Annotated in this window: 12 protein-coding genes; 4 read left to right on the top strand and 8 right to left on the bottom strand. The window is 72.1% G+C overall.

Features of this window, described 5'->3' with window-relative positions:
* The first annotated feature begins 26 nt into the window (after positions 1-26).
* From OG580_RS31190 to OG580_RS31180, 3 genes are all read left to right on the top strand, one after another.
* Positions 27-1,127, top strand: coding sequence for a TauD/TfdA family dioxygenase (locus OG580_RS31190; RefSeq protein WP_267046986.1), 1,101 nt, complete (start codon positions 27-29; stop codon positions 1,125-1,127).
* On the top strand, positions 1,124-1,786 hold the full coding sequence (locus OG580_RS31185; RefSeq protein WP_267046985.1) for a phosphonate degradation HD-domain oxygenase: 663 nt from the start codon (positions 1,124-1,126) through the stop codon (positions 1,784-1,786). Before OG580_RS31190 ends, OG580_RS31185 begins: the two co-directional genes overlap by 4 nt.
* Before the next feature lie 285 nt (positions 1,787-2,071).
* The gene (locus tag OG580_RS31180; RefSeq protein ID WP_267046984.1) at positions 2,072-3,583 is read left to right on the top strand and encodes an alkaline phosphatase family protein; all 1,512 of its coding nucleotides are present in this window, start codon (positions 2,072-2,074) and stop codon (positions 3,581-3,583) included.
* A 32-nt stretch (positions 3,584-3,615) separates the two neighbouring features.
* On the opposite strand, the gene OG580_RS31175 is transcribed toward OG580_RS31180, so the two are convergent.
* From OG580_RS31175 to OG580_RS31145, 7 genes are all read right to left on the bottom strand, one after another.
* Positions 3,616-4,377 carry a GntR family transcriptional regulator gene (locus OG580_RS31175; RefSeq protein ID WP_267046983.1) on the bottom strand — a complete coding sequence of 254 codons (762 nt, stop codon included), beginning with the start codon at positions 4,375-4,377 and terminating at the stop codon, positions 3,616-3,618.
* A 25-nt stretch (positions 4,378-4,402) separates the two neighbouring features.
* Positions 4,403-5,056, bottom strand: coding sequence for an HAD family phosphatase (locus tag OG580_RS31170; protein WP_267046982.1), 654 nt, complete (start codon positions 5,054-5,056; stop codon positions 4,403-4,405).
* Entirely contained in the window at positions 5,053-6,120 is a 1,068-nt protein-coding gene (locus tag OG580_RS31165; RefSeq protein WP_267046981.1) for an ABC transporter ATP-binding protein, read from the bottom strand. Before OG580_RS31165 ends, OG580_RS31170 begins: the two co-directional genes overlap by 4 nt.
* Positions 6,117-6,974, bottom strand: coding sequence for an ABC transporter permease (locus OG580_RS31160; RefSeq protein WP_267046980.1), 858 nt, complete (start codon positions 6,972-6,974; stop codon positions 6,117-6,119). The genes OG580_RS31165 and OG580_RS31160 overlap by 4 nt, the downstream gene beginning before the upstream one ends.
* Entirely contained in the window at positions 6,962-7,825 is an 864-nt protein-coding gene (locus OG580_RS31155; RefSeq protein ID WP_267046979.1) for an ABC transporter permease subunit, read from the bottom strand. Before OG580_RS31155 ends, OG580_RS31160 begins: the two co-directional genes overlap by 13 nt.
* A gap of 142 nt (positions 7,826-7,967) precedes the next feature.
* Complete coding sequence (locus OG580_RS31150; protein WP_267046978.1) at positions 7,968-9,119, bottom strand: ABC transporter substrate-binding protein; 1,152 nt, start codon at positions 9,117-9,119, stop codon at positions 7,968-7,970.
* Between the two features lie 257 nt (positions 9,120-9,376).
* Positions 9,377-10,120 (bottom strand): class I SAM-dependent methyltransferase, encoded by a 744-nt coding sequence (locus OG580_RS31145; RefSeq protein WP_267046977.1) that lies wholly within the window; start codon positions 10,118-10,120, stop codon positions 9,377-9,379.
* 276 nt (positions 10,121-10,396) lie between these two features.
* On the opposite strand from OG580_RS31145, the gene OG580_RS31140 reads away from it, so the two are divergent.
* The gene (locus tag OG580_RS31140) at positions 10,397-11,500 is read left to right on the top strand and encodes a substrate-binding domain-containing protein (protein ID WP_267046976.1); all 1,104 of its coding nucleotides are present in this window, start codon (positions 10,397-10,399) and stop codon (positions 11,498-11,500) included.
* A gap of 77 nt (positions 11,501-11,577) precedes the next feature.
* On the opposite strand, the gene OG580_RS31135 is transcribed toward OG580_RS31140, so the two are convergent.
* The gene (locus OG580_RS31135) at positions 11,578-14,085 is read right to left on the bottom strand and encodes an RICIN domain-containing protein (RefSeq protein ID WP_267046975.1); all 2,508 of its coding nucleotides are present in this window, start codon (positions 14,083-14,085) and stop codon (positions 11,578-11,580) included.
* Positions 14,086-14,126 lie beyond the last annotated feature (41 nt).

Genomic DNA, 14,126 nt, shown 5'->3' with positions numbered 1-14,126 from the left:
TTGTCTGTACAACTTGGAGACCCTTGATGGTGCCACTCGCCTCCGCCCCGCCCCTCTGGCTGCGCGACAACTGCCCCTGCGCGGACTGCCGCGACCCCCGCAACGGCCAGAAGCTGTTCCAGATCACCGAGCTCCCCGGCGCGCTCGCCGTCGGCGCCGTCCACGACGCCCGCACTTCCGACGGCGCGCCCGCGCGCGAGGTCGTCTGGGCCCCCGACGGGCACCGGTCCGTGTACCCCGAGACCTGGCTCGGCGCCCACCTCCCCGACGCCGTCGGCTCCCCCGCCTTCCTCGGGGACGGCCGTACGGAGGACGACAAGGAGCTGTGGGCCGCGCGCCGCTTCGACAGCGGCCTCCCGGAGGCCGACTGGGAGGCCTACGGCACCGACCCCGACGTCCGGGCCGGCGCGCTCGCGTCCGTCCTGCGCCTCGGCTTCGTCCTGCTGCGCGGAGTCCCCGTCCGCGACCGCCAGGTCCTCGACGTGGCACGGACCTTCGGCTACGTACGCGAGACCAACTACGGCGAGCTCTTCGAGGTACGGGTCGAGGCCGACCCCAACAACCTCGCCTTCACGGGCGCCCGCATCACGCCGCACACCGACAACCCCTACCGCGACCCCGTCCCCACCCTCCAGCTGCTGCACTGCCTCGTCAACGCGGCCCAGGGCGGCGACTCGGGCCTCGTGGACGGCTTCCACGCGGCGGCACTGCTGCGCGCCGAGGACCCGAAGTCGTACGAGATCCTCACCCGTGTCCCGGTGCCCTTCGCGTTCGCCGACGACCGCACCGAACTCCGCGCCCACCGGCCGCTGATCGGGACCGACCCGGAAGGCCGCGTCCGCGAGATCCGCTTCAACAACCGGTCCATCGGCACACTGCGACTGCCCGCCGGCCCCCTCGACGCCTTCTACTCCGCCTACCGGCGCTTCGGCGAACTGCTGCTCCGTCCCGAGCTCCAGCTCGACTTCCGCCTGACCCCCGGCGACTGCCTCGTCTTCGACAACACCCGTCTGCTGCACGCCCGGACGGCCTTCGCGGAGTCCGGCGCCCGCCACCTCCAGGGCGCCTACGCCGACATCGACGGACTCGCCTCCACCCTCGCCGTGCTGCGCCGGGAGGCGAAGTGACCCCGCCCCACCCGGACCCGCCCCACCCGGACCCGCTCGGCCCGGACCCGCTCGGCCCGGACCCGCTCGGCCCGGACCAGCCCCGCCCGAACTCTCTCGCCCCGGACCCCCTCGACGTCCTCGCCGGGCTCTTCGACGGCGCGGGCAACGCCGAGTACCTCGGCGAGGCCGTCACCCAGGCCGAGCACATGCTCCAGGCCGGCGCCCTGGCCGAGGCGGCCGGCGCCGCGCCGCACCTGGTCGCCGCCGCGCTCCTGCACGACGTCGGCCACTTCCAGGGCGCGGTCACCGGCCGCGACCTGATGGAGGACGGCACCGACAACCGGCACAGCCACACCGGCGCCGACTGGCTCGGCCGGTGGTTCGGGCCCGATGTCACCGATCCCGTACGGCTGCACGTCGCCGCCAAGCGCTACCTCTGCGCCGTGGAGCCCGGCTACGCCGACCTGCTCTCCGAGGCGTCCGTCCACACCCTCGCCGTCCAGGGCGGGCCGATGACCGCGGCGCAGGCACGCGCCTTCGAGGCGCACCCGGGGGCCGCCGACGCCGTCGCCGTGCGCCGCTGGGACGAGCAGGCGAAGGACCCGCACAGGGACACCCCCGGCTTCGCGCACTTCCGACCGCTTCTTGCGGGACTGCTCACCCTCGGAGCCGGATGATCAGCGCCGCTGCCGTGCTGTCGACTCCGACGCTGTGTCGATATTTGTGCAGACCTGTTGCTTCCTGTGGCCACAAGGTCCAAGCTTCCCCATATCCACACACCCACAGGCCGGGCAGGAGAAGCGGCCCGAGGCTGCCCTGCATGTTCACGTGAACATGCAGGGCGGGGCGGGCGATCGTTCCACCACGACCACGTGACACGGCTCGACCGTGCACGCCGTCATCTCCCGCCTCCCCCCGCTCAGCCGACCACGGCCGTCGGACCCTCGCCCCCGGAGGCCACGTTGCACGTCCGCACCTCGGCGAGGGCGGCCCTCGCCGCCGCCCTCGCCTTCTCCGCCCTTCCGCTCGCAGGCGCCGCACCCGCCATCGCCACCACCGTGTCGGCGTACGAAGGACTCCCTGACGGCACCAGGCAGAAGAAATCCCTGGTCATCGGCATCGACGGCGCGACCTTCGCCACGTTCGGCTCCTTCGACCTGCCCAGCATCGAGCTGTTGATGGCCCAGGGCATGACCGCCACCGGCAATCTCTACGCCGCACCCATGTCCGACACGTGGTCGGGGCCCGGCTGGGCCACCGTCGCCACCGGCGTCTGGCCGGACAAGCACCTGGCGAAGGACAACTCCTTCAGCGGCGCGGACTTCACCCGGTACCCGGACTACCAGACCCGCCTGGAGAGCGCCGACCCCACCGCCTCGACCCTCGTCGTGGGAACCTGGCCATCGATCACCTCGACCATCTTCACCATGGCCGATGTACGCAAGGCCGGCACCAGCGACGACGACACCACCGCTCAGGCCGCCGATTACCTCGCCCACGGCAACCCCGACAGTGTCTTCGTCCACCTCGACGACGTCGACCACGCCGGCCACGACCACGGTGCCGCGAGCCTCGAATACCGAGCGGCGCTCGAAGCGACCGACGCACGCATCGGCGAGATCCTCAAGGCGGTCACCTCCCGGCCGACGTACGCCGACGAGGACTGGCAGATCATTCTCACCACCGACCACGGCCACACCGACGCCGGCGGACACGGCGGCGACTCCCCCCAGGAGCGCCAGACGTTCGTGATCGCCAAGGGCTCGGGCCACGCGGCCGGTTCGATACGGAACGACGTCAAACTCACCGACATCGCGCCCACCGTCCTCGCCCACGAGGGCGTGGCCGCTTCGCCGTCCTGGGAACTCGACGGCACACCGGTCCACGACATCGCCGCCGACGCCTTCGACGGTCTGCGCCCCTCCCTGAAGCCCCGTGTCGACGAGACCTCGCTGTCGACCTCGGTCAAGGGCTGGACCACCACCGCTCCCGCCGGCTGGAGAGTCGACAGCTCCAAGATGCCCACCGGGGGCACCACCGAGTGGCGTGGCTGGTCGTTCACCACCGACGAGTTCTGGAGCAACACCGACCGCGGTCAGGGCCGTGAGACCAACGTCCGCGCCCGGAACGTCTTCGCCGTCGCCGACTCCGACGAGTGGGACGACAAGGACCATGGCACGGGACAGTTCGACTCCACGTTGATCAGCCCTTCGTACGGAGTCCCCGCCGACAGGACCGTCGAGATCCGGTACGCGACGAACTACAAGATCGACGGCCCCCAGACCGGAGACGTCTACGTGTCGTGGGACAACGGCACACCGCGGCTCATCACGTCCTACCGCGCCGACGTCAACACAGTGGAGCGGCTGCCCGTGACGGCGCCGGCCGGAGCGAAGACCTTCAAGCTCCGGTTCCGCTACACCGGCACGAACAGCGCCTTCTGGAGCGTGGACCAGGTCAGGGTCTCCGGCTGACCGCGCCGCGCCCCGATCCTCGATGAGGACCGCTACGAGGGACGGAACGCCGCGCGTCCCAGCGCGCTCGTCGCCGTCGAGCTCTGCATCGTGAAGGCCACGGTCCCCGGCAGGTAGCGGTCCTGCGACCACTCCACCGGGTTCCCCGCCGGGTCGGTGGAGTGCCGCCGCTCCCGCAGCAGCGACTCCCCGATCCGGCAGCCGAGCAGTTCCGCGTCGTCGGCGTCGGCCGGCACGAGGTCGATGGTGTGCCGCGCGTCGGCGAACAGGACACCGTGCAGCTCGAGTTGTTCCGAGTGCGAGACCGAGTCCCGCGGCATCGCGGCGACGAGCTCTCCGATCCGCTCCGGGTACGTCGTCCGCTCCACCATCACCGGCGTGCCCGCGAGCGTACGCAGCCGCCGCACCCGGTAGACCGGCGCGCCCTCGGCGACGCGCAGCTTCCCGGCCTCCTCCGCGTCCGCCGGGACCCGGTCGACGGCCACGATCCGGCCCCCTGGCTCCTCGCCGAGCGAGCGGGCCCAGCGGGTGAACGAGCGGAGCTCGCCGAAACTGTGGAGCCTGGGGCCGCCGAGCACCACCCGGCGCGCACCGCGGCGCGAGGTGATCAGTCCGTCGGTGCGCAGTGCGGCCAGCGCCTGCCGGACCGTCCCCCTGGACACGCCGTACCGGCGGGCCAGTTCGTCCTCGGCGGGCAGTTTCGCCCCCGAGCCGTACGCGCCCGCGGCGATGGCGGTCCGCAGGTCGGCGGCGACCTTCAGATACAGCGGTGTCCTGGCCAGTCCCTCACTCACACGCCCACCCTGTCACGTCCCCGGCTCAACCGACCAGGGAGACCAGCAGATCGGCGTCCACGTCGGTCAACGAGTGTGCGAGCGTGACGCCTTCGGTGCCGGCGAACTCCGCCAGCGGCTCCGTCGACGGCACGGCGAGCACCCGGCAGCCCGCGGCGACCGCCGACGCGACCCCCGTCGGGCTGTCCTCGACGGCCACGCACCGGGCCGGTTCGACGCCGAGCGCCGCCGCGGCCGCCAGGTACGGATCGGGTTCCGGCTTGGTGCGTACGGTGTCCTCCGCTCCGAACAGCGCGTCGAAGCGGTGTCCGTCCAAGGTGCCGGCGACCTGGGCGACGACCGCCCGCGGGGAGGCCGACACGAGCGCCGTCGGCACCCGGCGCGCGCGCAGCGCGGCGAGGAGCCGCAGCGCGCCCGGCCGGGGCGCAACGGTCACCGCGAGCCTCGCGGCGAAGTCCGCGCCGAGTTCGGCGGCGAGCTCCGCTGCCGAAGCGTCGAGGTACTCCCGGAGCAGGGCGGCGGCGTCCTCCACCGAGCGCCCGGTCACCGCGGTACGGCGCTCGGCGTCCAGGGTGCGGCCCCGGCGGCCGGCCGCCGCCTCGACCACGTCCAGCCAGACGCCCTCGGTGTCGACGAGGGTGCCGTCCATGTCGAAGAGGACGGCCTGCAGACCCGTCACGCGGCACCGTCCCAGGAGGCGAGGAGCACGGGGCGCCGCAGCGGGGTCACCGCGACGTCCGTGCCCGGAGTGAAGCCGGTCGCCGCGTACGTGGGGACGTCCGCCGTGACGTCCGTACCGTCGGGCAGGGTGATCCGCAGCCGGGTCGTCGGGCCGTGGAACGCGGTGCCCGTGACGCGGGCGGGGCCGCCGGCCGTCACCTCCAGCGCCTCGGGCCGCAGGAGTACCCGCACGTCCCCCGTGCCGTCCGGCCCGTCGACGGGCAGTCGTACGCCGAGGACCTCCACGCGGCCGCCACCGACGGCACGCCCCGGGACCCGGTTCATGGTGCCGACGAACTCGGCGACGAAGCCGGTCGCGGGGCGCTCGTACAACTCCGTGGGGGTGGCGCACTGTTCCAGCCTGCCGCCGTTCATCACCGCGACCCGGTCGGCCATCGACAGCGCCTCCTCCTGGTCGTGGGTGACGAACACGGTGGTGATGCCCAGCTCCAGTTGGAGTCGCCGGATCTCCTCGCGCAGTGTCAGTCGTACGCGGGCGTCGAGCGCCGACAGCGGTTCGTCGAGGAGCAGGAGCCGGGGCCGGAGCGCGAGCGCGCGGGCCAGCGCGACCCGCTGCTGCTGGCCGCCGGAGAGCTGATGCGGGAAGCGGTCGCCGTAACCGGCCAGACCGACGAGTTCGAGCAACTCACCGGCGCGTGCACGCCGTTCGGCAGTGCGCACCTTGCGCATCCGCAGCCCGAAGGCCACGTTGTCGGCGGCCGTGAGGTGCGGGAAGAGGCTGTACGACTGGAACACCATCGCCGTGTCGCGGCGGTCGGCGGAGACCGGGACGATGTCCTGGCCGTCGAGCAGCACCTGGCCCGCATCGGGGCGTTCGAATCCGGCGAGGACGCGCAGTGCGGTGCTCTTTCCACAGCCGGACGGGCCGAGCAGCGCGAGGAGTTCGCCGGGGGCCACGTCGAGATCGAGACCGTCGAGGGCGACGGCGGAGCCGAAGGACCGGCGCAGGCCACGGATACGGAGGGCGGCGCCGGTGCGCACCGGCTGGTCGAGCACGGTCATCGGGTTGTCTTTCCTTCGAGAGCCACGGAGGCGCGGTCGGGCGTACGGCCGGACGTGCGCGGTGTACGGCGGCGGTTGCCCACGGTGGTCAGCGCGAGCAGCAGGACCCAGGTCAGCAGCAGGCTCAGGAGGGACACGGCCACCGAGAGCCGGGCGTCCGAGCCGGACGCCTGCACGATCCACACCGCGAAGGGCTGGAAGCCGAGCAGCGAGGCGACGGTGAACTCGCCGAGCACGAGCGCGAGCGTCAGGAACGAGGCGTTCAGCAACGCGCCGCGCAGATTGGGGAGTACGGCCGAGACGAGCGCCCGTGGCCAGGAGGCCCCGCAGTCCCGCGCGGCCTCCACCAGTGTGCGCACGTCGACGGAGCGCAGCCCCGCGTCGAGCGCCCGGTGGACGAAGGGCAGCGCCATCACGGCGTACGCGAGGACCAGGACGAGGGGGAAGTCCGGGTTCTGCACGGCCACGAAGGTCTGGTAGAGCGGGGTCGTGGACAGCTTCTCCGGCCCCCAGCGCAGGACGGTGCCGAGCCCGGCGGTGAGCGCCACCGGCGGCACCACGAGCGGCAGCGTGCACACGACCTCCAGGACCGGGCGCAGCCGGGGCGCCGAGAGCCGGGCCGCGACCGCCGCGGGGACGGTGACCAGGAGGACGAGGGCGACGGTGGCCACCGCGAGCCCCAGCGAGAGCAGCAGGCTGCCGGTGAAGCCGGGCGCGGTGAAGATCCGGGTGTACGAGGAGAGGGTGAGCCCCTGCCCGGGGATGTCCACGGTGAACACCACGGAGGCGAGCAGCGGCACGAGGAAGTAGACCCCGGCGAGAAGCAGCACCAGGGGGCGTCCTAGGCGAGCCATCGGGTGCTCCTTCGCTGGAGGGGGAGGTGGACGGCCATCACGAGCGCGGCGACGACGACCATGTCGAGGCTGAGCGCGAGGGCCACGTTCTCCTGGCCGACCAGGACGTTCCCGGAGAGCGCGTCCGCGATCTGGAGGGTGACCAGGGGGACGGAGCTGCCGACCATCGCGGCGGCCGTGGCGTACGCGGCGAACGCGCTGCCGAAGAGCAGGACGAACCCTCCGAGGAGGGACGGCAGCAGCACCGGCAGGCCGACGTGGCACCAGTACCGCCAGGTCGAGGCACCGCAGTCGCGGGCGGCCTCCCGCCACTGGACGCGCAGCCCGTCGAGGGCGGGCGCCACGGTCAGCACCATGAGCGGCACCAGGAAGTAGAGGTAGGTGAGGGCGAGTCCCCAGAAGCTGTACAGCGACCATCCTCGGTCGCCGAGGCCCAGGCTCGTGGTGAGGACGCCGGCGTTGCCGAGGGTCGCGACGAACGCGAAGGCGAGGGGTACGCCGCCGAAGTTGGCGAGCACGCCGGAGGCGGTGAGGACGGCCTCCCGCAGGGCCCGGCCACGGGAGGAGACGACGGCCTGGGCGAGGAGCAGCCCGACGAGGGTGCCGGCGGCCGCGGTGAGCGCGGACAGCTCGATGCTGCCGAGCAGCGCGGTGCGGTAGGCGCCGTCCACGGACCGGGTCACGTTGTCGAGGCCGTACGAGCCGTCGGCGACGGTGAAGGCGCCGTCGGCCATGGCGAGGGCGGGCAGCCCGAAGGCGAGGCCGACGACGAGGAAGAGGGGCAGCGCGGCGAGCCAGGCGCCCGCGCGCGGACGCCGGCGGACCGGGTGCGGGGCGGGGCCGTCGGTCATGGGGGAACCGAGGGTCCGGCGGGCCGCGGCCGACGATGCCGGCGCGGTCGTTTCCGGGCCGGCGCCCGCCGGGGCCACCCGCGCGTCATCTGCGCGGACGGCCCCGGTCGAGGCGGTGGAGGAGTGCGGGGTCATCGACGTGTCACCCGGAGACGGCCGCGGCCCAGCCCTGCGACAGGGTCTCCTTGGCCTGGGACGTCTGCTGCTCGGTGGGGAACTTCGGCGTGCCCGTGACCTTCGGCAGCGCGGCCGCGGCCGTCTTGTCGAGGGTGCCGTCCGCCTCCATGGCCGGCATCAGCACGGGCCGGGCGTAGCCCTTGAGCCAGAGGTTCTGGCCCTCGGCGCTGTACAGGTACTCCTGCCAGAGCCGGGCGGCGGCCGGGTGCGGGGCGTCCTTGTTGACGGCCTGGGAGTAGAACTGGGCGTAGACGCCGTCCGTGGGGACGGCCACCTTCCAGTCGACGCCCTTGGACGCGAACTGCTCCGCGTACCCGGCGTTCAGGTAGTCCCAGTCGATGGAGATGGGCGTCTCGCCCTTCTCGACGGTGGCGGGGGTCGACTCGACCGGGTTGTAGTTGCCGTTCTTCTTGAGCTTGCCGAAGAAGTCGATGCCCGGCTTGATGTCGTCGAACGAGCCGCCGTTGGCCAGCGCGGCCGCGTACACGCCGCCGAAGGCGGAGCCCGACTTGGTGGGGTTGCCGTTGAGGGCGACCTGGCCCTTGTACTCGGGCTTGAGCAGATCGGCGAAGGTCTGCGGGCAGACCTTGACGCGCTTGGCGTCGCAGCCGATGGAGACGTAGCCGCCGTAGTCGTTGAACCAGCGGCCCTGGGGGTCGCGCTGGGTCTCGGGGATCCGGTCGAAGGCGACGACCTTGTACGGCGCGGTGAGGCCCTGCTCGCCGGCGGCCTGGGCGAAGGAGGCGCCGAGGTCGAGGACGTCGGGCGCGCGGTCCTGTCCCTTGCGGGACTTCACGGCGTTGATCTCGTCCTGGCTGGAGCCGTCGGGGTTCTCGACGTTCACCTTGATGCCGTACTTCGCGGTGAAGCCGTCGATGAGGGCGCCGTAGTTGGCCCAGTCCCGGGGGATGGCGATCGCGTTGAGCGTGCCCTCCTTCTTCGCGGCGGCGACCAGGGCGTCCATGCCGCCGGCGTCGGCGGCGGAGGCCGCGGCGGCGAGGTTCTTGCCGTCGGCGCCGGCGGCGCCGTTCGTGGGGGCGGCGCCGCAGGCGGTGAGGGACAGGGCGGTCAGGCCGAGGGCACCGACGAGGATCGCGGCGCGGGCAGCGGAGGTCACGCGTACTCCATGGGGGGAAGGGGCGAAGCCAAGCTGTATGGACAACTGTTGTCCATACAACTCCTGCATTACGGAGGCTCACGATGTCCCGTCGGTGAACACGAGACGGCGCGCGCCCTTCCATTCCCCGGCGGATCAGGGTGCGGCCGCCCGCACACCCGCCCGACCCCCACTGCCCGCACGCCACCCCCGGCGGAGGCGGGTCGCGTCCGGCCCTCCGCCCGTCGGCCCCTCAGCCCGTCAAGCGCGGTGACCCGTCAGGCGCGGCAGCGCAGCAGTTCCAGTGGCGGGTTCGAGAGGAGGTCCTCCCAGAACTCCTCGCCGAACTCCCGGATACCGCCTTCGGACACCTGCAGCGGGACCCACTCCGGCTCACCGAACCCGGCCGCCCCCAGGCACTCCTCGTAGACCTCGCGGCGCGGAGCCGTCGAGACGATGGTGATCGGCTGCGGGTCGAGGAGAGCCGTGACCCGTCCCCGTACGCCCGTCTCGATCTTCTCGTCGGTCAGCTCGCAGCGGAACCCGTACTTGTCCAGCGGCGGACCGTCGAACCGGTAGTCGGGCTTCTGCGCGAGCAGGAAGAACTCGCCGCCCGGGACCAGGCTCCGGTGGATGTTGCGGCACATCCGCTCCATCTCCGCGATGCTCCGGGCGTAGTTGAGACACTGGACCCCCAGCGCGATGTCGAAGCTCCGGTCGAAGGACCGCAGTTCGGCGACGTCGCCGACCTCGTAGCTCACGCCCAGCGGTTCGCGCTGCTCGAAGTCCCGCGCGGCGGCGACCATCTCGACGGAGATGTCGACACCCAGGACGTCCGTGGCGCCGCGCCGCCGGAGCTCCCTGCTGTAGAAGCCGGTGCCGCACGCCAGGTCGAGAACCGACTTGCCGGCCACCTCCCCGACCATGCCGAGGAAGCTCGGCACCTCGCCGTACCGCATCAGCGGAAGAGACTTGAACCCCTCGAAGGCCTCGCCGATCTCGTCGTACTGCTGCACGCTCACGTGCCGCCCCCTTCTGTACGTCATCCTGTACACGGCCACGCCGACCCTCCGGCTACGGAAGATCACCGCGTCCCGGTCGTGACAGTGAGTCTGCTCCGCCCCGCCCGGCCCGCCGTACTGGCGAATGACACGAAGAAGCCGACCGGAGGAACCTCCGATCGCCCAACAGCGACCGCCTCCGACGGGCCGCGAGCCGCCTCGGCTTCGTTGATACCTTTCGTTTGTCGAGTGAAAGATGACACCTTCACTCGTGACGCGAGACGAGAGGGGTACGGGGTGCTGACGGAAGAGCGGCGTGAGGCGATCCTGCGCATGGTGGAGCGCCAGGGGACGATCACGGTCAAGGAGACGGCGGCGGAGATGGGCGTCTCCGCCGTCACCGTGCGCCAGGACGTGCGGGACCTGGCGAGCCGTGGGCTCGTCGTCCGTGTGCACGGCGGCGCGATGTCTCCGGCCGCGGCCCAGCAGGCCGACACCCCCGGCCCGTCGGCACCCCGGGCCGGCCGTCAGGAGTGCGCGCTCGGGCTGGTCGTCCCGCCGGGCGACTACTACTACCCCGAGATCATCCGAGGGGTCCAGGACGCGGCGCGCGCGCACGGGGTACGGATCGTGCTCGCGATCTCCGGCGAGACGCTGGCCGAGAACCAGGAGCAGGCGCGGCGGCTCGTCGCGGCGGGCGCCGACGGCCTGCTGCTCATGCCCCGCGCCGGACTCGAGCCCGTGGACGCCGCCGCGCAGTGGCCGGCCGACCTCGACGTACCGGTCGTCCTGGTGGACCGCCGGGCCGGCGCTCGGGCCGGGCGGCTGGAGCGGGTGGCGTCCGACCACGCCCACGGCGCGGGCCTGGCCGTCCGGCACCTGGCGGAGCTCGGGCATCGCCGGATCGCCCTGGTCGCCAGGGTCGACAGCCCCAACACCCCGCTGATCCGGGAGGGTTACACGGCGGCCTGTGCGGACCTGGGTCTGACGGCGGGCCCGGAGTACCGCATCGGCCCGGCCGAGGGGCCGACGCCCGCCGAGTGGTCCGACGAGCTCCTGCGGGCGGTCGAGTCGGGTGACGTCCGGGCGGCCCTGGTGCACAACGACCTCGACGCCGTCACCCTCGTCGGTCTCCTCCAGGCACGCGGCCTGCGCGTTCCCGAGGACCTGGCCATCGTGACGTACGACGACGAGGTCGCCGAGCTGAGCGATGTGCCGCTGACGGCCGTGGCGCCCCCGAAGAGGGCCGTGGGGGCATGGGCCGTCGACCTCATGAGGCGGCGGCTCGCCGACCCCTCCGCGCCTCTGGCCGAGCTGCTGCTCCGCCCGGAGCTGCGGGTACGGGACTCCAGCGGAGCCTCCGGCAGGACCTCCGGAGGGACGTCCGGCGGGCGCTCGTAGCGCCCGCCGCGGGGATCCCGACACCACGCCGCGAGCGGAGGCGGCGGGGCTCGCCGTGAGCGTCGGCGGGCATGCGGTCAGACGGCGTCCCGCACGGTCCACTGCTGGTTGTTCCCGGAACCGCAGGTCCACTGGATGATCGGGGCCCCGTCCATGGGGGAGTTCCCCTGGACGTCGAGGCACTTGCCGCTGTGGCGGTTGACCAGCCTGACGTGACCGTCCCCCACGTCGGAGACGGTGAACTGCTGGTTGTGCTGGCTGCCGCACGCGTACTGGATGACCGCCGCCCCGTCGGCGAGCGAGGCGTCCGCGACGTCGAGGCACTTGCCGCTGTAGCGGTTGACCAGCCTGACGTGGCCGTCGCCCAGGGCCGAGACGGTGAACTGCTGGTTGTGCTGGCTGCCGCACGCGTACTGGATGACCGCCGCGCCGTCGGCGAGCGAGGCGGCGGTGACGTCGAGGCACTTGCCGCTGCTTCCGGAGATCAGCGTGTCGTAGTTCGGGGGGACAGAGGTGCAGCCGGCGAAGTCGCAGCCGGGGATCCAGGGCGTCTGACCGCTCTCGTACGCGCCCTGGTCGGGCGCGGCGCCGGCGTACCCGTCCGTCAGACCGGCGACCGGGATGCCCGCGTCGACCGCCGGCGAGGTCGGCTGCAGGCTGTGGTCGGCCCGCGCGGCGGACACGTAGCGCGGGTCCGGTCCTGCACCGTCCTTGCTGCGGGTGGTGACCAGGTCGTTGCTCTGGTCCGGGACGCCTCCCGGTATGTAGTCGAACGTCTGGCCGTCCGGGTGTCCGCCGTCGAGGATGTTGTTGCGCAGCACGGTGTTGGAGACGTGGGACGCGTCGGCGTAGTAGGTGAAGATCGGCTGGCCGGGCCCGGTGACGAGGGTGTTATTGGTGAGGGTTCCCTTCAGGTAGGGCAACGGCCGGCCCGACTGGACGAACCCGCCGAAGTTGATGCCGTTGCCGCCGAGCAGGTTCCAGATCACGTTGTGGTCGACGTTCACGTCGTAGCTGCCGTTGTCGAAGTGGAAGCCGTTGCCGATCTGGGCCGGGTCGTGCATCCAGTTGTGGTCCATGCGGGTGCCGGTGTAGGCGGTGTTGCAGCAGGTGTAGACGGCGCCCAGGTCGTAGTTGATCTTGGCGTAGTCGTACATGTCGTTGTAGGCGATGCGCAGGTTCGTGTATCCGGCGTTCGGATAGGCGTTGGTGTTCATGTTGATGACGTCACGGCCGGTGGAGCGCAGGGTGTTGCGCATGATCGTCACGTCGCTCGCGCCCACCTCCAGTGCCACGGCCGCGGTGTAGGTGCCGCCGTACGCCACGTCGGTGATGAGGTTGTTGCTGATGTCGTGGCCGGATCCCTTGACCGAGACGCCGTTGCCCATGGAGAAGCGCAGGGTGCTGTTGCGCAGCGCGTTGTCGGTTCCGTGGAGCAGGATGCCGCTGTCGGAGTGGTGGTTGGCGTCGTACACCCCGGCGTAGGGGAGGTTCGTGTCGTACTGGGCGGTCTGCCAGGTCGAGGTGTACGTGGCGGTGATGCCGTCCAGGACGTTGTGGGCGCTGTCGTCGTCGGTGGTGACCGAGGTGGCGAACAGGTTGATCCCGCGCACGGTGACGTGGTGGCGGCCGTCGAGGTCGAAGCCGTAGTTCCGTTTCTTGGCGGTGATGCCGGTGGGGACTCCCCCTCCGGGCGCCCACAGGTACAGGTCGCGCGTACCGGGGTCGTAGTACCAGGCGTTCGGGCCGGTGAGCAGGGACTTCTTGCCGACCAGCCGGAACTTCGTCGAGTTTCCGCCCGGCGTGACGTGGCCGTCGCTGCCCGGGAAGGCGAGGTCGAGGACCTTGCCGGTGCCGTTCAGGTCGCCGCCGGTGACCGTCGCCGAGTTGGCCACCCAGGAGCCGGCCAGGTAGACGGTGGCGCCGGTCATGTCTCCCAGGGCCGGGAAGCCTCCGTAGGTCAGGGTGCCGGTGAGGACCGACGTGCACGGAGGGGTGGCGCAGGTGGCGCCCGAGCCGGAGCGGGTGGAGGACCACCCGCTGGTGACGAAGGACTGTTCCCACGGGTCGGCGGCGGCCGGCGGGTAGGCCGCCTCGGGCACCAGGGCGCCGGAGGTGAAGACCTGGTTGGCCCACAGGTCGGTGTTGGACGGGTACGGCGTGGAACCGTACGGCGCGGCGGCGGTGCCGGACAGGGTGACGCGCGCCTTGTAGATGCTGCCGGTGTCGCGTGTCCACCCCGACACGACGTCGGTCCCGTCGACGGTGACCGTCGCCCCGGGCGCCGACGCGAAGGTGACGGGCGCCCCGGCGCTGCCCGAGGCACGCGGGGTGACCGTCTCCCGGTACGTACCGCCGCCGATGAGGCAGGTGTCCCCGCCGACGGCGACGTCGGCGCATTTCTGGATCGTCCGGAACGGGCTGGTCGACGAACCCGCGTTGGAGTCCCGGCCCTTGGTCGAGACGTGGTACGTCGTCCCGGTGACGGCGGTGGCCGGAACGGCCGCCAGGCCGACGGCCGCGGTGGCGAGCGCGGCGATGCCCGCGATCGTCCTCGCGGCCGCGGATCTGTACGGACGGTGCATGGTTTTCCTCCGGGGAACGGGTGGGCGTGTCGACGGGGCTA

Origin of the sequence: Streptomyces sp. NBC_00094 (assembly GCF_026343125.1) — a bacterium.
Classification (GTDB): Bacteria; Actinomycetota; Actinomycetes; order Streptomycetales; family Streptomycetaceae; genus Streptomyces.
Note: the sequence above shows the minus strand (reverse complement) of the source record. Positions and strands in the feature narration are given on the sequence as shown.

Excerpts from the sequence above, each read along its gene's own strand:
- OG580_RS31190 (WP_267046986.1), top strand. The coding sequence starts at position 27 with ATGGTGCCACTCGCCTCCGCCCCGCCCCTCTGGCTGCGCGACAACTGC.
- OG580_RS31165 (WP_267046981.1), bottom strand. The coding sequence starts at position 6,120 with ATGACCGTGCTCGACCAGCCGGTGCGCACCGGCGCCGCCCTCCGTATC.
- OG580_RS31160 (WP_267046980.1), bottom strand. The coding sequence starts at position 6,974 with ATGGCTCGCCTAGGACGCCCCCTGGTGCTGCTTCTCGCCGGGGTCTAC.
- OG580_RS31155 (WP_267046979.1), bottom strand. The coding sequence starts at position 7,825 with ATGACCGACGGCCCCGCCCCGCACCCGGTCCGCCGGCGTCCGCGCGCG.
- OG580_RS31135 (WP_267046975.1), bottom strand. The coding sequence starts at position 14,085 with ATGCACCGTCCGTACAGATCCGCGGCCGCGAGGACGATCGCGGGCATC.